This is a genomic window from Actinotalea ferrariae CF5-4 (genome assembly GCF_000603945.1).
GTDB classification, from domain to species: Bacteria; Actinomycetota; Actinomycetes; order Actinomycetales; family Cellulomonadaceae; genus Actinotalea; species Actinotalea ferrariae.
In genome coordinates this window covers 1-21,603 of the sequence record NZ_AXCW01000068.1, presented here as the reverse complement: position 1 = coordinate 21,603, position 21,603 = coordinate 1, and the positions used below count along the sequence as shown (strand labels likewise).

The window sequence follows — 21,603 nt, the reverse complement described above, 5'->3', positions numbered from 1 at the left end:
TGTCGTCCCGCGTCGCCGCGAGCGGGCTCGGCCTGCTCCTGCTCGCCGGCTGCGCCCAGCCGCTCCCGGAGCCGTCGCCCGACGCCGTGCCCGCGACCCCGCCCGCGTCCCTGACCCCGGATCAGGTCGACGACGTGCTCGGGGCCGTCGCGGAGGCGGTGGCGGCGGCGGACGCCGCCCAGGTCGTCGACCCGGCGGCCGCTCGGGTGACCGGTCCCGCGGCGACGCTGCGGGCTGCCGAGTACACGCTCGCGGCAGCGGGTGCCGAGAACGCGGTCACGCCGATCCCGGAGGGCACGCAGACGATCGTCACCACGGCGACCGACGAGTGGCCCCGGACGATGGTCGTCGTGACCGAGCCCCCCGCGGACCTGCAGGCGCCCCTCCTGCTCACCCTGGTGCAGCCGAGCCCGCGGGAGCAGTACCGCCTGTGGTCGTGGGTGCGCCTGTTCCCGGGCACCCAGATGCCGCCGACGGCCCAGCCGGAGGTGGGCAACGCCCCCGTCGCACCGGACTCCACCGACGTGCTGGTCCCTCCGGCCGAGCTGATGCAGCGCTACGTCGACGTCCTCCTCAACGGCGACGCCTCCCCGCACGTCGGGCTGTTCGGTCCGGACCCGCTGCGGCAGAACATCACGGGGCTGCGACAGGCGTACGCCCAGTCGGCGACGGCCGGCGGCGCGGTGACGGAGAGCATCGTGCCGCTCGACGAGGGACCCGTGGCGGTGGGGACGGCCGACGGCGGGGCCGTCGTCACCGGCGGGTTCCGGCTCACCATCACCATCGCGCTGGAGGACAGCACGCTGACGGTGGACCCGGCCACGGCCGCGTTCCTCGGGGGAGCGACGACGCTGGCCTCGTCCCTGGAGCTCACCTTCGTCGGTACCGTTGCCTTCGACGTCCCCCCCGCCGACAGCGGGGAGCCTGTCGCCGTGCTCGGCGGCGAGTTCTCGCTGACCGGCGCCACCGGAGCCTGACGCCCGACCTCCCGGAGAGACCCGCATGACGCAGCCCACCGGCCCTCGCCCGCGCCTCGACGTGCGCGGAGCGGTCGACCTCTCGTCCCTGGGACGCCCGCCCGCCCCCGCACCGGGCGGGCCGGCGGGCGCCGCGCCCGGCTCCGACGGCGTGCCCGCAGGCGTCGTCGTCGACGTCACCGAGGCGACGTTCCCCGACCTGGTGCAGCGATCGGTCGAGGTGCCCGTCGTGCTGACGCTGTGGGCGGCGGGCGACGCCGCGAGCACGGCGGTCACGGCCACGCTGGTGCAGATCGCCGGCGAGCTGGGCGGCCGGCTGCTCGTGGGGCGCATCGACGTCGAGCGCAGCCCGCAGGTGGCGCAGGCGGTGTCGGCCCAGTCGGGCAGCACGGTCGTCGCGGTCGTCAAGGGGCAGGCCGTGCCCCTCCCGCCGCTGGAGCAGGCGACGGGGGAGCAGGTGCGCGCCGTCCTGGACCAGGTCCTGCAGATGGCCGCCGCCAACGGCGTCACCGGCCGGGTCCCGGTCGACGGCGAGCCCGCCCCGGTCGTCGAGGAGCCGCCCCTGCCGCCGCTGCACCAGGCGGCGTACGACGCGATCGAGCGGGACGACCTGGACGCCGCCGTCGCCGCCTACACCCAGGCCCTCGCGGAGAACCCGCGGGACGAGGACGCCCGCATCGGGCTCGCCCAGGTGGAGCTGCTGCGCCGCACCCAGGGGGTCGACCCGTCCGCCGCCCGGGCGTCGGCCGCGGCCGACCCCGCCGACGTCGCCGCGCAGCTCGTGGTCGCCGACCTCGACGTGCTGGGCGGCATGGTGGAGGACGCGTTCGCCCGCCTCGTCGACACCGTCCGCCGCACGGCCGGGGAGGACCGGGAGCAGGCCCGGGTGCGCCTGGTGGAGCTGTTCGCGGTGGTCGGGGACACCGACCCGCGCGTCATGACGGCCCGCCGCGCCCTGGCGAGCGCGCTCTACTGACCCGCTCGCGGGACGCGGCCCGATGAGCTGCTGACCCGCCACCGACGCGCTCGACCGGCCTGCAGCCGGGCGACGGCAGCGGCGCGGCACCCGGTCGGGGCGACGGCGCCCGCCGCCCCGACCGGTGTCACGTCAGGACGCGCCGGGGGCCTGCTCCTGCGGCACGAGGAAGATCGCGCCGAGCGCGGGGACCCGCAGCCGGGCGGAGTGGCTCTGGGCGTGCCGGGGCTCGGCGACGGCCTCGACCTGGCCGAGGTTCCCGACCCCCGAGCCGCCGTAGACCTCGCTGTCCGTGTTGAGCACCTCGCGCCAGACCCCGCCGTGCGGCAGGCCGACCTGGTAGCCCTCGTGCACGGTCCCGGCGAAGTTCACGACGACGACGACGCTGCGGCCCGTGCCGTCCCGCCGGATGTAGGAGAGCACGTTGTGCCCGGCGTCCTGGGCGTCGACCCACTCGAAGCCGGCCGGGTCGGCGTCGAGCCGCCAGAAGGCCGGCTCCTCCCGGTACACGCGGTTGAGGTCGGTGACGAGGCGGCTGACGCCCGCGTGGCGGTGGTACTGCAGCAGGTGCCAGTCGAGGCTCTGCCCCTCGTTCCACTCGGCGGTCTGGCCGAACTCGCTGCCCATGAAGAGCAGCTGCTTGCCCGGGTGGGACCACTGGTAGGCGAGCAGGCCGCGCAGCCCCGCGGTCTCCTGCCACTCGTCGCCGGGCATCTTGGTGATGAGGGAGCCCTTGCCGTGCACGACCTCGTCGTGGCTGATCGGCAGGACGAAGTGCTCGGAGAAGGCGTAGACCAGGGAGAACGTCACCTCGTGGTGGTGGTAGCGCCGGTTGATCGGCTCCTCCGCCACGTAGCGCAGGGTGTCGTTCATCCAGCCCATGTTCCACTTCAGCCCGAAGCCGAGACCGCCGTGGTCGGTCGGCGTCGTGACGCCCGGCCACGCGGTCGACTCCTCGGCGATCATCATGACGCCGGGGGTCCGGCGGTACGCCGTGGCGTTGGCCTCCTGGATGAAGCGGATCGCCTCGAGGTTCTCCCGTCCGCCGTGGATGTTCGGCCGCCACTGACCGTGGCTGCGGGAGTAGTCGAGGTAGAGCATCGAGGCCACGGCGTCGACCCGCAGCCCGTCGACGTGGAACTCCTCCAGCCAGTACGTGGCGTTCGCGACCAGGAAGTTGCGGACCTCGTTGCGGCCGAAGTTGAAGACGAACGTGCCCCAGTCGGGCTGCTCGCCGAGCAGGGGGTCCGGGTGCTCGTACAGGGGCGTCCCGTCGAACCGGCCCAGCGCCCACTCGTCCTTGGGGAAGTGGGCCGGCACCCAGTCGAGGATGACGCCGATGCCGGCCTGGTGCAGCCGGTCCACGAGGTACCGGAAGTCGTCCGGGTGGCCGAAGCGCGACGTCGGCGCGTAGTACGAGCTGACCTGGTAGCCCCACGACCCGCCGAACGGGTGCTCCGCGACGGGCATGAGCTCGACGTGCGTGAAGCCGAGCTGGAGGACGTACTCGGTGAGCTGGTCCGCGAGCTCGCGGTAGCTGAGGCCCGGCCGCCACGAGCCGAGGTGCACCTCGTAGATGCTGATGGGGCCGTGGTGCGGGTCGGACGCCGCGCGGCGCTCGAGCCAGGCGGCGTCGTGCCACTCGTGCGTCGTGTCGACGACGACGGACGCCGTCGCCGGCGGCACCTCGGTGCCCTTGGCCATGGGGTCGGCCTTCTGGCGCCAGGAGCCGTCCGCCGTGAGGACCTCGAACTTGTAGCGGGCCCCGGGACCGACGCCGGGCACGAAGATCTCCCAGACGCCGCTGCTGCCGAGGGTGCGCAGCGCGTGGGCGGCACCCTGCCAGTGGTTGAAGTCGCCGACGAGGCGCACGGCGCGGGCGTTGGGGGCCCACACCGCGAACGACGTCCCCTGGACCTCGCCGAGCACGCTGGGGTAGGTCCGCGGGTTCGCGCCGAGGGCCGTCCACAGCTCCTCGTGGCGCCCCTCCGCGATGAGGTGCAGGTCGACCTCGCCGAGCGTGGGCAGGAACCGGTAGGGGTCGTCGACGGTGTCGGTCAGGTCCCCGTAGGTGACGCGCAGCCGGTAGTCGGGGACCTCGGTCGTGGGGATCGTGGCGAGCCAGACGCCCTGGTGCTCGTGCCGCGCCTCGTGCTCCCCGTCCGGGGTGACGACGACGACGGCGTCCGCGAGCGGCCGCAGCACGCGCACGGTGACCGCGCCGCCGTCGAGGTGCGCGCCGAGCACGCGGTGCGGGTCGACGTGCACACCGGACGCGACCGCCTCCAGCTCTTCGCGGGCGACGTGCCGAGGTGCCGGCTGGGCCGGTGACGTGGGCGTAGTGCTCATGGTCTGTACCCTGCCACGCAGCCCACGGCCGTGCACCCACGAGCCGCCCCTTGATCGGCGTGGGCCCCGCCCGGACCTCCCGTCACCGGACGCCCTCGAGCAGCCGGTCCACACCGTCCAGCGGGATCGACACCCAGGACGGGCGGTTCCGGGACTCGTAGACGACCTCGTACAGCGCCTTGTCGAGCTCGAGCGCGCGCAGGAGCGCCGACGTCGTCGCGGTGCGCGCGGCGGCGTCCGGGTCCGTCGCCGTCGGCCCCGCGGTCTCGCCCAGGTAGCCCGCCACCAGGCGCGTGCGCGCCTCCTCGGCCCAGTCCGGTCTGGACGCGGCGCCGACCGCCGCCGCGTAGTCGAGGGACCGGAGCATGCCGGCGAGGTCCCGCAGCGCGAGGTCGGGACGGTTGCGCTCCGCCTCCGAGGCGGAGGGCTCACCCTCGAAGTCCAGCACGGACCACCCGCGCCCGGCCGAGTGGAGCACCTGGCCGAGGTGGTAGTCGCCGTGCACCCGCTGCAGCGGGGGCAGGTCCGAGAGCCGCGCCACCTCGGTGAACAGCGCCTCCACCGCCGCGGCCCGCCCGGCGAGCACCGGGGCAGCGACGACGGCGGCCGCGGCGCGGGTCCGCAGGACCGTCACGACCGCGTCGGCGGAGGCGCTCGCGGCGGTGCCGGACGGCAGCGCCGCCCGCAGCGCTGCGTGCATCTGCGCCGTCGTGCGCCCGAGGTCCTCGGCGAGGGCGCCGAACGAGGCACCCTCGGACGCGTGACGGCAGGCCAGCTCGAAGCCGTCCTCGGCGCCGAGGACGAGCTCGCTCAGCACCCCGAGGTGCCCGGTGCTCGAGCCGGAGCCGTCCTCCGTCGCGGCGTCGCCCGCCGGCCAAGAACCGGTGAGCCAGGCCAGGGGCCGGGGCACGCCGGTCCAGCCCGCGTCACTCAGCGCGAGCGGGACCTCGACGTCCGGGTTGGCGCCGGTGCTCACGCCGCGGAACACCTTGAGGATCGCCGGGGGGTCCAGGGCGGGCAGGATCACGGAGGTGTTCGACTGCTCCCCGGACAGCACCCGCATCCCCGTGAGGTCCGGGCGGGCGGGCCCGGCCTGAGCCGGCCGGGTGGACCCTGCCGACTCTGCGGACCCTGCCGACCCGGCCGGCCCCGCGGGCCGTTCGGCGGCGGCGAGCCAGGCGCGGACGAACGCCGGGTCGTGGCAGCCGTCGACGACCACCGCGCCGTCCGGGGTCGTCCCGACGACGGCGGCGGGGTCGAGCCCCGCGGGCAGCCCCGTCTGCGGGGCCCGGAGCACGAGGGGCACCTGGAGCAGGGCACCGGAGGGCAGCCGGAGCAGGTGCAGGCCGACGCGGGCCTCGTCCTGCGGGTCATGGAGGTCGACCACGGCGACCCGCTCGACCGCGCCGCTCGTGCCCTTCGCCGGGAACCAGCGCCGTGCGGTCAGCCACGTGCCGAGGACGGCCATGACGCCGTCGTCGCCGGGAGGTCGCCCGGCTCGGGGGTGATCCGTCGTGCTCGGGCTCATGCCACCTCCGGGTGGTCGGGTCGTCCTGCGAGGTCGGGACGCGGGGTCGCTCAGCTCGCCCCGCCCGCCGCGCCGACGGTCAGCCAGAAGAAGTCCCGCGAGCCGAGGGTCATGAAGACGTCTCCCGCGTCGCCCACGGTCGAGAACGGCGCGCCGCCGAACACGTCGCGGAGCACCTGTCCGGCGTGCTGCGGCACGTGGACGGCCGCAGCACGCGGCGTGGCCGCCATGTTCGCCACGCAGAGGATGGTCTCCTCCGGCGTCGTCCGCAGGTACGCCAGCACGGCCTCGTCGTCGGTCCGCAGGGCGGTGAACGTCCCGAGGCCGAAGGCCGGGTGCTGACGACGGACGGACAGCATGCCGTGCACCCAGTGCAGCAACGAGGCGGGCTGGGCGAGCTGGGCCTCGACGTTGACCGTCGTGTAGTGGTGCACCAGCGACTGCACGACCGGCAGGTACAGCTTGCCCGGGTCCGCGGTGGAGAAGCCCGCGTTGCGGTCCGGCGTCCACTGCATCGGCGTGCGCACGGCGTCCCGGTCGGGCAGCCAGATGTTGTCGCCCATGCCGATCTCGTCGCCGTAGTACAGGCAAGGGCTGCCGGGCAGCGACAGGAGCAGCGCGTGCGCCAGCTCGATCTCGGCGCGCGAGTTGTCCAGCAGCGAGGCCAGCCGGCGCCGGATGCCGACGTTCGCGCGCATCCGGGGGTCGGGCGCGTACCAGCCGTACATCGAGGCGCGCTCCTCGGTGGAGACCATCTCCAGCGTGAGCTCGTCGTGGTTGCGCAGGAACGTGCCCCACTGACCGGTGCTGGGGATGTCCGGCGTGTCCGCCAGGATGTCCACGATCGACGTGGCCCGCTGGTCCTTGATCGAGTAGTAGATCCGGGGCATGACCGGGAAGTGGAAGCACATGTGGCACTCGGGGTCGTCGTCGGTGCCGTAGTACGGCACGACGTCCTCGGGCCACTGGTTGGCCTCCGCCAGCATGATGCGCCCGGGGAACTCGCGGTCCACCATGGCCCGGATCTCGGCGAGGTACTCGTGGGTGCGGGGCAGGTTCTCGCAGTTGGTGCCCTCCTCCTCGAAGAGGTAGGGCACCGCGTCCAGCCGGAAGCCGTCGACCCCGATCCGGAGCCAGAACCGGGCGACGTCCATCATCGCCTCGCGCACCCGCGGGTTCTCGAAGTTGAGGTCCGGCTGGTGGCTGAAGAACCGGTGCCAGAAGTACTGGCGCCGGACCGGGTCGAACGTCCAGTTCGACGTCTCCGTGTCCACGAAGATGATCCGGGCGTCCTCGTAGCGGGTGTTGTCGTCGCTCCAGACGTAGAAGTCGCCGTACGGCCCCTCCGGGTCCGACCGGGAGGACTGGAACCACGGGTGCTGGTCGCTCGTGTGGTTCATGACCAGGTCGATGATCACGCGGATGCCGCGCGCGTGGCACTGCTCCATGAGCTCGGTGAAGTCCTGGACGGTGCCGTACTGCGGGGCGATCGCCGTGTAGTCCGACACGTCGTACCCGCCGTCGCGCAGCGGCGACGGGTAGAACGGCGGCAGCCAGAGGCAGTCGATGCCCAGCCACTGCAGGTAGTCCAGCCGCTCGATGAGGCCCCGCAGGTCACCGGAGCCCGCACCGGTCGAGTCGGAGAACGAGCGGAGCATCACCTCGTAGAAGACGGCCTTCTTGTACCAGTCCGGGTCCTCGACGAGCCCCTGCGCCGCGGTGGGCCGCGTCGGGGCGTCGGGCTGCGGACGGGGCGGGAGGGCCTTCGCCGGGTCGACCACCCGGAGGGCGCCCGTGTCCACGGGCGCCGGCTCCGGCCGGTCGGAGGTGGGGGTGGGGCTCACAGCGCCCTCACGTGGATGACGTGGGCGCACTGCGCCCACGGGTCGAGCCGGACGTAGGGTCGCGCCCCCCACGCGTAGACGGCCCCGGACAGCAGGTCGTGCGCGGCGAGCACCGGCTCGTCGCCCTCGGGCGCGGGCAGCCCCAGCGCCTCGAGGTCCAGCCGGACGACGCCGTCGCGCGTGTGGTGCGGGTCCGTGTTGACGACGACGATCACGGTGTCCTCGACCCCCGTGGGGGACTGGGCCGCCGTGACCCGCCGCGAGAACGCGACGATCGCGTCGTCGGACGTGCGGTGGACGGTCAGCCCGCGCAGACGCTGGAGGGCGGGGTGCTCGCGGCGGATGGCGTTGAGCTGGCCGAGGAGCCGGCTGATCCCGAGCTCCTCCGCCGCCGCCCAGTCGCGCGGCTTGAACTCGTACTTCTCGTTGTCGATCTGCTCCTCGACGCCGGGCCGGGGCACGTTCTCGACGAGCTCGTAGCCGGAGTAGATGCCCCACGTCGGCGAGCCGGTCGCCGCGAGGACGGCGCGGATCGCGAACGCGGCCGCACCGCCGTGCTGCATGTACGGGGTGAGGATGTCGTGCGTGGTCGGCCAGAAGCTCGGCCGCATGTACGCGGCCGGCGGCCCCGAGACCTCGGTGAGGTACTCCTCGATCTCGGCCTTCGTGTTGCGCCACGTGAAGTACGTGTACGACTGGTGGAAGCCGATCTTGGCGAGCGTGTGCATCATCGCGGGGCGGGTGAACGCCTCGGAGAGGAAGACCACCTCCGGGTGGTCCGCGGCGATGTCCCGGAGGATCCGCTCCCAGAAGACGAGCGGCTTGGTGTGCGGGTTGTCGACGCGGAACGCCGTGACGCCGTGGTCGATCCAGACCTGGAGCATGCGGCGCATCTCCTGGTAGATGCCCTCGGGGTCGTTGTCGAAGTTCAGGGGGTAGATGTCCTGGTACTTCTTCGGCGGGTTCTCCGCGTAGGCGATCGAGCCGTCGATGCGGGTGGTGAACCACTCCGGGTGCTCGGTGACCCACGGGTGGTCCGGCGAGCACTGCAGCGCCACGTCCAGCGCCACCTCCATGCCCAGCGACCGTGCCCGCTCCACGAACCGGTCGAAGTCCTCGAAGGTGCCCAGCTCGGGGTGGATCGCGTCGTGGCCGCCGTCGGCGGACCCGATCGCGTACGGCGAGCCCGGGTCCCCGGGCTCCGTGGTCAGGGAGTTGTTGCGGCCCTTGCGGTGGGTCGTGCCGATCGGGTGGATCGGCGTGAGGTAGACGACGTCGAAGCCCATGGCGGCGATCGCCGGGAGCCGCTCGCTCGCGGTCTGGAGCGTCCCCGAGCGCCAGCGGCCCGTGGTCTCGTCGTAGGTCGCACCCTCGGAGCGCGGGAAGAACTCGTACCAGGAGCCGAAGAGCGCCGTCTCCCGCTGCACCAGCAGGGGGTAGGTCGGCGACGGGCTGAGGTGCTCGCGGACGGGGACGGCGGCGAGCACGTCGCCGACGGCGGTGGCGAGCCCGGCGCCCAGGCGGTCGGCGGGCGTGCGCTGGGTGTCGCGCAGGCCGGCCACGGCGTCCAGGAGCACGGCGCGCTGCGCCCCGTCGACGGCGTCCCGCTCGGCCGCGCGCTCGAGCAGCGCGGCACCCTCGGCGAGCATGAGCTCGACGTCCACGCCGGCCTCGACCTTGATCGCCGCGTCGTGGCTCCAGGTGCCGTACGGGTCCGACCAGCCCTCGACCCGGAAGCCCCAGTCGCCCTCGGCGTCGGGGATGAGGTCGGCGCGGTAGTGGTCCAGGCCCTTGTTCACGACGTCCATGCGGACCCAGGAGTGGTCCGAGCCGTCGGGCGCGACGAGGACGGCGGTCGCGGCGACCGCGTCGTGGCCCTCGCGGAACACGGTGGCGGTCACCTCGACCGCCTCGCCGACGACGGCGCGCGCCGGCCAGCGTCCGGCCTCCAGGACCGGGTAGACGTCGACGACGGGGATGCGTCCGACCGAGAGGGGTCGGGGGGTGGACGGGACGGGGGCGGTGGGGGCGCCGGCGGGCGCCGAGGCAGTGGTCCGGAGACCCGCGGGGGTCGTCGTCTCCGCGGCCAGGACGGCTCGGCGGGACCGGCGGCGGGGGGTGCTCTCGGGCTGCTGCGGGGGAGTGGGCATCTGCGTCACGGGAGAGAAACTATCGGGGCCGACGGGGCTCCGGCACGCCGTGGGTCCCGGGTGACCGGCCCCGCGCCGGGCCTGCGACGGCGGGCACGCGGCGCGTCCGCGGCGTTCGGCGGACGGCACCTGACCTGGGCCGCGGCGCGCGACAGAGCGACACGCCGCGCTGACCTGCGACGTCACCCGCGGGTCATGTAAGCGCTTGCACATCCGTGCGGCCGCGCGCTCGCGCGCGCGGCCCTGCGACGTCCGCCGTCCGGCCCCCGGGACCGGCCGGATCTTCCCGTCGCGTCGGGGTGTCGGCGTCCACGTAGTGGGCGCCGTGACCGCTCACCGGGAGACGTAGACCCGCAGGGAGAGGGGCTCGGCGGTGAAGCGGTCGCCCGGCGCCGCCGTCCGCGCCTCGTCGGCCGGGTCCTCGCCGGTGGTGCCCGTGGCGCTCCCGACGTGGTCGGGGTGCTCGGCGACCGAGTCCCAGACGAGCTCCCAGCGGTCGCGGGCCCCGTCGGTCAGCGTCACCTCGACGGGGTCGAGCGCCCCGTTGATCACGAGCAGCACGGCGGAGCCGTCCTGCGCCGTCCGGGTCATCTGGAGCGTCCTGACCGCCGGGTCCAGCCACTGCTCGTGCCGCAGGTGCGCGCCGTCCGCGGCGCGCCAGTCCAGGTCGCGGCGCTGGTCCAGGACCGAGCCGTCCCCCGCGGTCCGCGGCCGGCCCAGGAAGAACTGCGGCGAGCGCAGCGCCGGGTGCTCGCGCCGCAGCGCGAGCAGGTGCCGGGCGGTGGCCAGCAGGTCCTGCCGCCACGGCGCCAGGTCCCAGTGGACCCAGGACGTCGCGTCGTCGAGGCAGTACGCGTTGTTGTTGCCGTGCTGCGTCCGCCCGATCTCGTCCCCGGCGGTGATCATCGGCGTCCCGGCGGACAGCAGCAGGGTGCCGAGGAGGTTGCGCATCGACCGGCGCCGCAGCGGCAGGATGTCCATCGCGAACGAGCTGCCGGTGACCGTCCCCTCGATGCCGTGGTTCCAGGACCGGTTGTTGTCCGTCCCGTCCAGGTTCCCCTCGCCGTTCGCCTCGTTGTGCTTGTGCTCGTAGGCGACGAGGTCCGCCAGGGTGAAGCCGTCGTGAGCGGTGACGAAGTTCACCGACGCGACCGTCCCGCGCACCAGCGGCGGGTCGCTGTGGCCGAAGAGGTCCGCGGAGCCGGCCAGCCGGGTCGCCAGGTCGCGGACGCCGTGCCCCGGCCGGCCGTGGGCCGCCTCGCGGGGGTCGGCCAGCCAGAAGGTGCGGACCGCGTCACGGAACCGGTCGTTCCACTCGGCCATGGGCGCCGGGAACTGCCCGGTGCGCCAGCCGCCGGGGCCCAGGTCCCAGGGCTCCGCGACGAGCTTGCGGTCGCCGAGGACCGGGTCCGTCTGGAGCGCGACGAGGAACGGGTGCGCCGGGTTGAACCCGTCCGCGTCGCGTCCCAGCGTCACGGCCAGGTCGAACCGGAAGCCGTCGACGCCGACGACGTCCGCCCAGTAGCGCAGGGAGTCCAGCGCCATCTGCACGACGCGGGGCCGGCGGAAGTCGAGGGTGTTGCCGCAGCCCGTGACGTCGGCGAAGCGCGCGGGCGAGCCGCCGTCGTGCAGGTAGTAGACGGTGGGGTCCAGCCCTCGCCACGACAGGTGGAGCCCGTCCGTCCCGCCCTCGCACGTGTGGTTGAGGACGATGTCGAGCAGGACCTCGATGCCCGCGGCGTGGAGCAGGCGCACCATGCCCTTGACCTCGTCGAGCACGGCCTGCGCGCCGGCCTCCTGGGCGGCCGCCGTGGCGTACGCGGCCTGCGGGGCGAAGAACCCGAGGGTGTTGTAGCCCCAGTAGTTGACCAGGCCCCGCCGGGTCAGGTGCGGCTCGTCGACGACGGCCTGGATCGGCAGGAGCTCCACGGTCGTCACGCCGAGCGAGCGCAGGTGCTCGATCGTGGCCGGGTGGGCGAGTCCCGCGTAGGTCCCCCGGAGGTGCTCGGGGACGCCGGGGAGCTCCTTCGTCAGGCCGCGCACGTGGGCCTCGTAGATGACCGTGTCGGCCCAGGGCACGCGCGGGCGGGGGACCGCGGGCCCGTCGAACCGGTCGTCCACGACGACCCCGTGCGGGACCGCCGCGCGCGAGTCGGTCGGGTCCAGCTCGGGCGACGTGCCGAGGGTGCGGCCGTCGGACTGCACCCGGTGGCCGTGCACGGCCTGCCCGAGCAGGACGCTCCCGGCGAGGCCCCGGGCGTACGGGTCGACCAGCAGCTTGGCGGGGTTGTAGCGCGTGCCCGCGGCGGGGTCCCAGCGGCCGTGGGCGCGGAAGCCGTACCGCTGGCCGGCCCGGACCCCCGGGACGTGCGCGTGCCAGACGCCGAGGTCCGGGCCCGCGAGCGGGATGCGCCGCTCCGCCCAGCCGTCCGGGCCCGCCGGGTCCCGGTCGAGCAGGCACAGGTCGACGGCCGTGGCGTGCGACGCGAGGACGGCGACGTCGACGCCGTCCCCGCTCAGGTGCACGCCCAGCCGGTGGGGGGACCGGGAGGGCGAGGTGGGTGGCTTCATGGCCGTCCTAGTGTGCGGCACGCATGATCGGTGGCGGGCCCGGCGCACCCGTGGCGTGACGCACGTTCTCCCACCCGACGGCGCTGCGGCGCCGCTGAGGTCTGCCCGCCGCGGTCGCCCCGGGCCGGTAGCCTCATCGGCGGGTTCCCCGCGTGAGAAAGGCTCCCCATGAAGATCGTGGTGTGCGTCAAGCACGTCCCGGACGTGCAGGCCGACCGCCGCTTCACGGACGACGGCCTCGTCGACCGGACGCAGGGCGACGGGACCCTCAACGAGCTGGACGAGAACGCGGTCGAGGCGGCCCTGGCGCTCGCGGAGGCCCACGGGGGCGAGGTCGTCGCCCTGACGATGGGCCCGGCCGACGCCGAGGACGCCGTCCGCCGGGCGCTGCAGATGGGCGCCGACCAGGCCGTGCACGTCCAGGACGACGCGCTCGCCGGCTCCGACGTCTTCGCGACGGCCGCCGTGCTCGCCGCAGCGGTGCGCCGGCTCGGGGAGGACGCGCCGGTCGACCTGGTCGTCACGGGCATGGCGGCGCTCGACGGGCTGATGTCCGTGGTGCCGTCCCTGCTCGCGGCGGAGCTCGGGACCTCCCAGGCGACGCTCGCGGCCGAGCTCGCGGTCGAGGACGGCGCGGTCCGGGTGCGCCGGGACCTCGACGACGCCACCGAGGTGGTCCGCGCGCCGCTGCCGGCGGTCGTCAGCGTGACCGACCAGTCCAACCAGCCGCGGTACCCGAACTTCAAGGGCATCATGGCGGCCCGCAAGAAGCCCGTGACGACGTGGTCCCTCGCGGACCTGGGCGTCGACGCCGGTGCGGTCGGCGCCGCCGGGGCGCGGACCCGCGTCCTGCAGGCCACGCCCCGCCCGCCGCGGGAGAACCGTGTGCTCGTGACCGACGACGGGGGAGCGGGCACGCAGCTCGCGGCCTACCTCGTCCAGAACCGTCTCGTCTGAGGGAGCGTCCATGACCTCGTCCGGCAGCCCGTCCGACGTCGCGTCCGGGGACGTCGTCCTCGTCGTCGTCGACCACCAGGGCACCACCGTGCGCAACCCCGCGCTGGAGCTGCTCACGGCGGCCCGCGCGATCGGGCGGCCCGAGGCGGTGTGGCTGGGCGGCGACGCGCCCGCCGGGGCCGCGCTGGAGACGCTCGGCACCCACGGGGCCGGCGTCGTGCACCACCTCGCGGTGGACCCGGGCGGGCTCCTGCCGGCCCAGGTCGCCCAGGTGCTGCGGGTCGCCGTCGAGGCCACGGGCGCCCGGACGGTGCTCCTGACGTCCACGTTCGAGAACAAGGAGGCGTCGGCGCACCTGGCGTTCCACCTCGGCGCGGGGCTGGTCGTCGACGCGGCCGGTGTCGAGCGGGACGACGACGGCGCGCTGGTCACGGTGCAGCAGGCGTTCGCCGGCACCTGGACGCTGCGCAGCGTCGTGACGGCCGAGCACGCCGTCGTCGCGCTCAAGGCCAACGCCGTCCCGGCGGAGGTCGTGGACGGGGCGCCGGTGCCGCAGGTCGTGGCGCACCCCGTGGTCGCGGACGCCTCCGTGGGCGGCGCGACCCTCGTCGAGCGCACCGAGCGTCCCGTGTCCGAGCGGCCGAGCCTGACCGAGGCGCAGGTCGTCGTCGTCGGTGGACGCGGGACGAACGGCGACTTCAGCGCCGTCGAGGACCTGGCGGACGCCCTCGGCGGTGCCGTCGGCGCGACACGCGTGGCCACCGACGAGGGCTGGATCGGCCACGAGGCGCAGATCGGTCAGACCGGCGTGACGGTCTCGCCGCGGCTGTACGTCGGCGCAGGGGTCTCCGGTGCCGTGCACCACCGCGGCGGGATGCAGTCATCCGGCACGATCGTCGCGATCAACAACGACCCGGAGGCCCCGATCTTCGAGATCGCCGACTACGGGATCGTCGGGGACCTCACCACCGTGCTGCCGCAGACGGCGGCCGAGGTCCGGCGCCTGCGCGCGGAGTCCGGGGAGGCCTGAGTCCGCGGAGGGCTGCGTCCCGGGAGGGCTGGGGCCGGCTCCCCGCGGCGGGCGGGTCAGGCGTCGAGGACCCGCAGCCAGTCCAGGGCCGCCCGGCCCTGGGCGAGCTGGAACGCCCGGAGGTTCGGGATCCCCCGCGGGGGCGCCTGCACGGCGCTGCGGACGAGATAGCCGGCGATCCCGGCCAGCACGTCCCGGACGTCCCGGGGGTCCATCCCCTCGGCGCCGGGGTGGCGGGCGAAGACGTCGGCGGCGGCCCCGCCCCCGCTCATCGCGACCGAGGGGAGCATCCCCACGACGTCGAAGACCGGCGACCCCGCGGACGCGTGCGGCCAGTCCACCAGCCACACCCGTCGTCCGCCGGTGCCCGTCCCGACGAGCATGTTGTCGCCCCGCAGGTCGGCGTGGACGAGCCGGTCGCCCGCGGTGGCGCCGACCCCGTCCTCCTCCCACCGACGCAGCCGGGGCAGGGCGGCGGGCAGCCAGGCGGCGTGCTCGGGCAGGGCCTCGAGGACGGCGTCGAGGTCGACCCGGTCCTGCGCGAGCCGGCCCCAGCCGGTGAAGAGGTCGCCGGTCATCTCCCGCAGGTCCCGCAGCCCCGACGGGGCGGGCACGCGGGTGAGCCGCGCCACGGCCTCCAGCGCGAGCGTGAGCTCGGCGTCCTCCCAGGGCACCGTCGGCGCGGCGCCGTCGACGACCGCGAAGCCCAGCGCGACCCACGTCCCGTCGTCGTCGGCGAAGAGGAGCTCGGGTGCCGAGGCCTCGGGTGGGAGCAGCCGGTTCACGTGGACCTCGGCGCGCGCCAGCGTGGGAGAGAGGGGGTTGAGGTCCGGTGCGACCGCCTTGACGAAGACGCACGTGCCGTCCCCGAGCTCCAGCGTGGAGGCGAAGCCGGGGCTGAAGCCGTTCGTCGCCGTCGACTCCGAGACGACCTCTGCGCCGGCGAGGCGCTGGATGCGGGTCCGCAGGTCGCGCGGCAGATCGCCCCACCCCAGACGGGAGCCGCTGAACGCGGGCGGGGTGGGCGCCGTCGACATGGGCTGGATCATGCCAGCCGCGGTGGCCCGCGCCGGCATCCGACCCGACGACCGGTTCGTAGACTCGTGGCCCGTGACCGTCTACCTCGACCACGCCGCGACCTCGCCGGTGCACCCCCTCGTGGTCGAGGCGGTCCTGGACCAGCTCGGCCGCACGGGGAACGCCTCGTCGTTGCACGACGCCGGGCGGGCCGCGCGCCGCGTGGTCGAGGAGTCGCGCGAGGTGCTGGCGGCCCGGCTCGGCGCGCGGCCGAGCGAGGTCGTCCTCACCTCCGGCGGCACCGAGGCGGACAACCTGGCCCTCAAGGGCCTCTACTGGGCGCGGTCCGGCGCGGACCCGCGCCGCCGCCGCGTCCTCGTCTCCGGGGTGGAGCACCACGCGGTCCTGGACCCCGCCGTCTGGCTGGCGGAGCGGTGCGGCGCGGAGCTCGTGGTGCTCCCGGTCGACGCCGTCGGCCGCGTGGACCTGGACGCGCTCGAGGCGGAGCTGACCGCGCACGCGGACCGGACCGCGCTGGTCAGCGTCATGTGGGCCAACAACGAGGTCGGCACGGTGCAGCCGCTGGCGGGGGTGGTCGAGCTCGCGCACCGGCACGGCGTCCCGGTGCACGCCGACGCCGTGCAGGCCGTCGGCCAGCTCCCGGTCGACTTCGCGGCGTCGGGCCTCGACGCGATGACCGTGTCCGGCCACAAGATCGGCGCCCCCGTCGGGACCGGCGCGCTGCTCGCCCGCCGCGAGCTGCCGCTGGCCCCCCTGACGCACGGCGGCGGGCAGGAGCGGGGCGTGCGCTCCGGGACGGTCGACGTCGTCGGCGCCCGGGCGCTCGCCCTCGCCGTCGACCTGGCCGTCCGGGACCGGCCGGAGCACGCCCGCCGTGTCGGCGCCCTGCGGGACCGGCTGCTCGCCGCGGTGCAGGAGGCGGTGCCCGACGCCGTCGTCCGGGGGGCCGCCGCCGGCGAGCGCCTTCCCGCCAACGCCCACCTGACCTTCCCCGGCTGCGAGGGCGACGCGCTGCTCTACCTCCTGGACAGCCGGGGGATCCGCTGCTCGACGGGCTCGGCCTGCCGGGCCGGCGTGCCGCAGCCGTCCCACGTCCTCCTGGCCATGGGGGTCCCCGACCGGGAGGCCCGCGGCGCCCTGCGGTTCTCGCTCGGCCGCACCTCGAGCGACGACGACGTCGCCGCGCTCGCGGCGGTCCTGCCCGAGGTCGTGGAGCGGGCCCGCGCCGCCGGCCGGGTGTGACGGGCGGTCGTGCCCGTTCCCACCCGGTCCACCCGACCCCGCCCGGCCCGCGCGGGTCGGCAGCACCTAGGCTGACCGCATGCGTGTGCTCGCCGCCCTGTCCGGGGGAGTGGACTCCGCCGTGGCCGCCGCGCGTGCGGTCGACGCGGGGCACGACGTCGTGGGCGTCCACATGGCGCTGTCCCGCGAGCGGGCGGAGTACCGCACCGGGTCGCGCGGCTGCTGCTCGATCGAGGACGCGGGCGACGCCCGGCGGGCGGCCGACGTGCTCGGCATCCCCTACTACGTCTGGGACCTGTCCGAGCGGTTCGAGGACACGGTCGTGGCGGACTTCCTCGCCGAGTACGCGGCGGGCCGCACCCCCAACCCCTGCGTGCGGTGCAACGAGCACATCAAGTTCGCGGCGCTGCTCGACCGGGCCGCCGCGCTCGGCTTCGACGCGGTCTGCACCGGGCACTACGCGCGGATCGAGACGGTGGTGGGTGCGGACGGCGCGGTGACCCGGGAGCTGCACCGGGCGCGCGACGCGGCCAAGGACCAGTCGTACGTGCTGGCCGTCATGGGCACCGACCGGCTCGCCCGGTCGATGTTCCCCCTCGGGGACGCGCCCTCCAAGGACGCGGTCCGGGCGGAGGCGCGGGAGCGGGGGCTCGGCGTCTCGGCCAAGCCCGACTCCTACGACATCTGCTTCGTCGCCGACGGCGACACGCAGGGCTTCCTCCGGGAGCGGCTGGGTGCCCGAGCGGGCGACGTGGTCGACGCCGACGGAACCGTGGTGGGCCGTCACGACGGCGCCTACGCCTTCACGGTCGGTCAGCGGCGGGGTCTGCACCTGGACCGCCCCGGCCCCGACGGCCGGCCGCGGTACGTGGTCGAGGTGCGTCCGTCCACGAACACGGTGGTGGTCGGCGCGGCGGAGCTGCTCACGGTGACCCGGGTGGCCGGGGACCGCGCCGTGTGGTTCGTGCCCCCGTCCCCGCAGCGGCTGGCGTGCGAGGCCCAGGTCCGGGCCCACGGCGCACCCGTGCCGGCGCGGGTGCGCGCCCTCGGGCCCGCGCACGACGCCGTCGAGGTCGAGCTCGCCACCGGCCTGCGCGGCGTGGCAGCGGGGCAGTCCCTGGTCCTCTACGACGGCACGCGGGTCCTCGCGCAGGCCACCGTGACGGGTGCCGAGCGGTGACGGGGGTCAGCCTCCTCGGGCCCTGGCCGGGCACCGCCGTCCTCGAGGCGCAGACGTCGGTCCTGGACCGCCTGGGGGACACGCCGACCGGCGTGACCGCGCTGCCGTCCCTGGTCCAGATGCCGCAGCGCGGTCCGTGGGCCGACTCCACCGGCCGGGCGGGCGCCGTCCTCACCGAGATGCCCCTGGAGGTCGGGCCGCACGGGTGGAAGCTCTGCGACCGCCCGGGTCGGGACCTGGAGCGCGCACGCGCCACCCTCCGCGAGGACCTCGACGCGCTCGCGGTCGCGGCGCACGGCTGGACCGGCCCGCTCGTCGTCGCGCTGCGCGGGCCGTGGAGCCTGGCGGCCACGTGCTACCTCGCCCGTGGGGACCGCGTCCTGGCCGACGCCGGCGCCGCCCGGGAGCTGACGCACTCGCTCGCCGACGGGCTGGGCGACCTGCTCGCCCGGGTACGGTCCGCCGTGCCCGGCGCGGAGCTCGTGCTCGTGCTGCGCGAGCCGCAGCTCCCGGACGTCCTCAGCGGGGCGGTCGCCACGTTCTCCGGCCACGGCCGGCTCGCCGCCGTGGACACCGACGTGGCGCGCGGTGCGCTGCGGCACGTCGTGTCCGCGGCGCGCGGCGCCGGTGCGGGCAGCGTCGTCGTGCACACGGGCGGGCGGTTCGCACGGCGCTCGGTCAAGGTCGCGGCCTCCAGCGGGGCGGACGCCCTGGGCCTGGCCCTAGGACCGCTGCGCCCGCCGCAGTGGGAGACCGTGGCCGGGGTGGTCGAGGCCGGGACCAGGGTGTGGTTCGCCCTCCCGCGCCCCCGGCACGGGAAGACGAGCGACCCGTCGAGGACCGCCGCGGCGCTGCGGGACCCCTGGCGGGCCCTGGGGCTGCCCGCGTCGGGGCTCGCGGACGTCGTCGTCCACGTGGACACCTCCAGCGGCGTGGCCGGCGGGGACCTCGTCGTGACGAAGCCCCGGGCGGTCCGCGCCGCCCTCGACGACGGCGTGCGCGTCGCCCTGGAGCTGGCCGAGGCCGCCATGATGGGCCGGTGACCGACGCGCCGACGGACCCGACGACCGACGCCCCGGCCGGCCCCGCACCGGCCGAGCCGCACCCGGAGGACCGGGGACTGGACGAGGCGGCCGCACGCCACCGCTGGGCGGACCTGGCCGCCCAGGTCCGGGAGCACCAGTTCGCCTACTACGTGCGGGACACCCCCACCGTGTCCGACGCCGAGTACGACGCGCTGCTGCGCCGCCTGGGTGCGCTGGAGGACCTCTACGAGCAGCACGGCCTGCGGACGCCCGACTCGCCCACCCAGACGGTCGGGGGCACGTTCTCCACGGACTTCGCCGCGGTCGACCACGTGGAGCGGATGCTCAGCCTGGACAACGCGTTCTCCACCGAGGACCTCGCCGAGTGGGCGGAGCGGCTGCGGCGCGAGCTGGGGGAGGGCGACTGGCACTACCTGTGCGAGCTGAAGATCGACGGTCTCGCCGTGTCGCTGCTGTACGAGGAGGGGCGGCTGGTGCGCGCCGCGACGCGGGGTGACGGACGCACGGGCGAGGACGTGACCCTCAACGTCCGCACCATCGCCGACGTGCCGCACGTGCTGACGGGCGAGGACCTGCCCGAGCTCATCGAGATCCGCGGCGAGGTCTTCCTCCCCGTCACCGCCTTCGAGGAGCTCAACGCCGCGCAGGTCGAGTCCGGGAAGCCGCCGTTCGCGAACCCGCGCAACGCCGCGGCGGGGTCCCTCCGGCAGAAGGACCCGCGGGTGACCGCGTCCCGGCGGCTGGGGATGATCTGCCACGGCGTCGGCGCCCTGCGCTGGGCCGGTCACGAGGCGGCGACCGCCCGGCAGTCGGAGACGTACCGGCTCCTGGCGTCCTGGGGGCTGCGGGTCTCGGCGCACACGCGCGTCGTCGACGACCTGGCCGCGGTGCAGGACATGATCGACCACTTCGGGGAGAACCGGCGGTCGGTCGAGCACGAGATCGACGGCGTCGTGGTCAAGGTCGACGAGACCACGCTGCAGCGCAGGCTCGGGTCCACGAGCCGCGCGCCGCGGTGGGCCATCGCGTACAAGTACCCGCCGGAGGAGGTGAACGCCCGGCTGCTGGACATCCGCGTCAACGTCGGGCGGACCGGGCGCGTGACGCCCTACGGCGTCATGGAGCCGACCCTGGTGGCGGGCTCCACGGTCGAGATGGCGACCCTGCACAACGCCAGCGAGGTGCGACGCAAGGGCGTCCTCATCGGGGACACGGTGGTGCTGCGCAAGGCGGGCGACGTGATCCCGGAGATCGTCGGTCCGGTGGTCGCGCTGCGCGAGGGCAGGGAGGACGAGCTCCGCGAGTTCGTCATGCCGACGCACTGCCCGGCCTGCGGCACCGCTCTGGCCCCCGCCAAGGAGGGCGACGTCGACATCCGGTGCCCGAACGCCCGGTCGTGCCCGTCGCAGCTGCGGGAGCGCGTGTTCCACATCGCCTCCCGCAGCGGTCTGGACATCGAGGCCCTGGGCTGGGAGGCGGCGATCGCGCTCACGGACCCGGAGGCCGGGCGCCCGGACGACGCCGACGACGCCGTCCTGCCGCGGCAGACACCCGTCCTCGACACCGAGGCAGGCCTGTTCGAGCTCACCCCCGAGGCCCTGGCGGACGTGCGGGTGTGGCGCGAGCGCAGGGCGAAGGGCGTGGCGACCGGGGTCGTCGAGCAGGTGCCGTTCTTCTGGACCCGGGGCACCGCCAAGGTGGCCCCCAAGCCCTCCGCGACGACCGAGAAGCTCTTCGAGCAGCTCGAGCTGGCGAAGACACGCCCCCTGTGGCGGGTCCTCGTCTCGCTCTCCATCCGGCACGTGGGCCCGACGGCGGCGCGCGCGCTCGCCACGCACTTCGGGTCGCTGGAGCGGATCCGGGCGGCGGACGAGGCGGAGCTGGCTGCTGTCGAGGGCGTCGGCCCGACGATCGCCGGCGCCGTCCAGGACTGGTTCGCGGTCGACTGGCACCGCGAGATCGTCGAGCGCTGGGCCGCCGCCGGGATGCGGATGGAGGACGAGCGGGACGCGTCGGTCCCGCGCACCCTGGAGGGTCTGACCGTCGTCGTCACCGGGTCGCTGGAGGGGCTCTCCCGGGACGGCGCCAAGGAGGCGATCCTGGCGCGCGGCGGCAAGGCCGCGGGCAGCGTGTCGAAGAAGACGGACTACGTCGTCGTCGGGGAGAACGCCGGGAGCAAGCACGACAAGGCGGTCCAGCTCGGGCTGCGGGTCCTCGACGAGGCGCAGTTCGTGCGGCTCCTCGAGGGTGGGCCGGCGGCGCTCGGCGACGACGCCCCGGACGCCGCTCCCGACGACGCGACGCACGACCCGACCGACGGCGAGGACGCGTGACGGAGCCGGAGCCGGTGACGTCGGGAGCCGTCCCGCCGCTCGAGGCGGAGACGGGGACCTGGCGTCCCCTGCGCGTGGACCACGTGGAGGGCTGGGAGGTCGGCCGGTCCGCCGGCTTCACCCGCCGCGCCAACAGCGTGGTCCCCGCCGGGGAGGTGGCGGATGCGGCGCGCGCCCTGGACCGGGTCGAGGCGCTCTACCGCGAGGACGGGCTGCCGTCCGTCGTCCGGGTGTGCGCCGCGGCCCGGCCGGCCGGTCTCGACGCGGTCCTCGACGCCCGGGGGTACCGGCGCGTCGCCCGGACGCTGCTGCTCACGCGACCCGTCGCCGCAGCGAGGGCGGGGACGGCGGCGACGGCGGCAACGGCGGCGACGGCGGCACG

14 protein-coding genes and 1 pseudogene are annotated in these 21,603 nt (G+C 75.2%); 9 read left to right on the top strand and 6 right to left on the bottom strand.

Annotated elements, in window-relative coordinates; genetic code table 11:
• The coding region (locus N866_RS21345) for a DUF8094 domain-containing protein (RefSeq protein ID WP_034225185.1) at positions 1–977 on the top strand (977 nt) is incomplete at its 5' end.
• A 25-nt stretch (positions 978–1,002) separates the two neighbouring features.
• Positions 1,003–1,953, top strand: a complete 951-nt coding sequence (locus tag N866_RS08315; RefSeq protein WP_052022612.1) for a tetratricopeptide repeat protein — start codon at positions 1,003–1,005, stop codon at positions 1,951–1,953.
• A 132-nt stretch (positions 1,954–2,085) separates the two neighbouring features.
• Here N866_RS08315 and glgB read toward each other — a convergent pair whose 3' ends face one another.
• The 5 genes from glgB to glgX form a co-directional block, all read right to left on the bottom strand.
• The gene (glgB, locus tag N866_RS08310) at positions 2,086–4,302 is read right to left on the bottom strand and encodes a 1,4-alpha-glucan branching protein GlgB (protein ID WP_034225183.1); all 2,217 of its coding nucleotides are present in this window, start codon (positions 4,300–4,302) and stop codon (positions 2,086–2,088) included.
• 82 nt (positions 4,303–4,384) lie between these two features.
• Complete coding sequence (locus tag N866_RS08305; protein ID WP_034225181.1) at positions 4,385–5,830, bottom strand: maltokinase N-terminal cap-like domain-containing protein; 1,446 nt, start codon at positions 5,828–5,830, stop codon at positions 4,385–4,387.
• A 50-nt stretch (positions 5,831–5,880) separates the two neighbouring features.
• Entirely contained in the window at positions 5,881–7,632 is a 1,752-nt protein-coding gene (gene treS, locus N866_RS08300; RefSeq protein ID WP_155855258.1) for a maltose alpha-D-glucosyltransferase, read from the bottom strand.
• A gap of 38 nt (positions 7,633–7,670) precedes the next feature.
• Positions 7,671–9,824, bottom strand: coding sequence for an alpha-1,4-glucan--maltose-1-phosphate maltosyltransferase (locus N866_RS08295; RefSeq protein ID WP_034225190.1), 2,154 nt, complete (start codon positions 9,822–9,824; stop codon positions 7,671–7,673).
• Positions 9,825–10,157: 333 nt separating this feature from the next.
• Positions 10,158–12,395, bottom strand: a complete 2,238-nt coding sequence (glgX, locus tag N866_RS08290; RefSeq protein ID WP_034225177.1) for a glycogen debranching protein GlgX — start codon at positions 12,393–12,395, stop codon at positions 10,158–10,160.
• 168 nt (positions 12,396–12,563) lie between these two features.
• Here glgX and N866_RS08285 point away from each other — a divergent pair, with 168 nt between their 5' ends.
• Together N866_RS08285 and N866_RS08280 are read left to right on the top strand one after the other, a co-directional pair.
• Positions 12,564–13,352 (top strand): electron transfer flavoprotein subunit beta/FixA family protein, encoded by a 789-nt coding sequence (locus N866_RS08285; protein ID WP_034225175.1) that lies wholly within the window; start codon positions 12,564–12,566, stop codon positions 13,350–13,352.
• Between the two features lie 10 nt (positions 13,353–13,362).
• On the top strand, positions 13,363–14,382 hold the full coding sequence (locus N866_RS08280; protein WP_034225173.1) for an electron transfer flavoprotein subunit alpha/FixB family protein: 1,020 nt from the start codon (positions 13,363–13,365) through the stop codon (positions 14,380–14,382).
• Between the two features lie 56 nt (positions 14,383–14,438).
• Here the strand turns inward: N866_RS08280 and N866_RS08275 are convergent, their stop codons facing one another.
• Positions 14,439–15,419, bottom strand: coding sequence for a phosphotransferase family protein (locus N866_RS08275; protein WP_034225171.1), 981 nt, complete (start codon positions 15,417–15,419; stop codon positions 14,439–14,441).
• Between the two features lie 73 nt (positions 15,420–15,492).
• Here N866_RS08275 and N866_RS08270 point away from each other — a divergent pair, with 73 nt between their 5' ends.
• From N866_RS08270 to N866_RS08250, 5 genes and pseudogenes are all read left to right on the top strand, one after another.
• Positions 15,493–16,662, top strand: coding sequence for a cysteine desulfurase family protein (locus N866_RS08270; protein WP_034225188.1), 1,170 nt, complete (start codon positions 15,493–15,495; stop codon positions 16,660–16,662).
• Positions 16,663–16,741: 79 nt separating this feature from the next.
• Entirely contained in the window at positions 16,742–17,842 is a 1,101-nt protein-coding gene (mnmA, locus tag N866_RS08265; RefSeq protein ID WP_034225168.1) for a tRNA 2-thiouridine(34) synthase MnmA, read from the top strand.
• Positions 17,839–18,885 carry a uroporphyrinogen decarboxylase/cobalamine-independent methonine synthase family protein gene (locus tag N866_RS08260; RefSeq protein WP_034225166.1) on the top strand — a complete coding sequence of 349 codons (1,047 nt, stop codon included), beginning with the start codon at positions 17,839–17,841 and terminating at the stop codon, positions 18,883–18,885. Before mnmA ends, N866_RS08260 begins: the two co-directional genes overlap by 4 nt.
• Entirely contained in the window at positions 18,882–21,221 is a 2,340-nt protein-coding gene (gene ligA, locus N866_RS08255; protein WP_425393954.1) for an NAD-dependent DNA ligase LigA, read from the top strand. The genes N866_RS08260 and ligA overlap by 4 nt, the downstream gene beginning before the upstream one ends.
• Positions 21,218–21,603, top strand: a pseudogene (locus N866_RS08250) (hypothetical protein); the annotation flags it as partial. The gene ligA and the pseudogene N866_RS08250, both read left to right, overlap by 4 nt.

What these genes read in the sequence shown, in the direction of transcription:
- N866_RS08315 (WP_052022612.1), top strand. Translation starts at nt 1,003, where the DNA reads ATGACGCAGCCCACCGGCCCTCGCCCGCGCCTCGACGTGCGCGGAGCG.
- glgB (WP_034225183.1), bottom strand. Translation starts at nt 4,302, where the DNA reads ATGAGCACTACGCCCACGTCACCGGCCCAGCCGGCACCTCGGCACGTC.
- N866_RS08305 (WP_034225181.1), bottom strand. Translation starts at nt 5,830, where the DNA reads ATGAGCCCGAGCACGACGGATCACCCCCGAGCCGGGCGACCTCCCGGC.
- N866_RS08295 (WP_034225190.1), bottom strand. Translation starts at nt 9,824, where the DNA reads ATGCCCACTCCCCCGCAGCAGCCCGAGAGCACCCCCCGCCGCCGGTCC.
- glgX (WP_034225177.1), bottom strand. Translation starts at nt 12,395, where the DNA reads ATGAAGCCACCCACCTCGCCCTCCCGGTCCCCCCACCGGCTGGGCGTG.
- N866_RS08285 (WP_034225175.1), top strand. Translation starts at nt 12,564, where the DNA reads ATGAAGATCGTGGTGTGCGTCAAGCACGTCCCGGACGTGCAGGCCGAC.
- N866_RS08280 (WP_034225173.1), top strand. Translation starts at nt 13,363, where the DNA reads ATGACCTCGTCCGGCAGCCCGTCCGACGTCGCGTCCGGGGACGTCGTC.
- N866_RS08275 (WP_034225171.1), bottom strand. Translation starts at nt 15,419, where the DNA reads ATGTCGACGGCGCCCACCCCGCCCGCGTTCAGCGGCTCCCGTCTGGGG.
- mnmA (WP_034225168.1), top strand. Translation starts at nt 16,742, where the DNA reads ATGCGTGTGCTCGCCGCCCTGTCCGGGGGAGTGGACTCCGCCGTGGCC.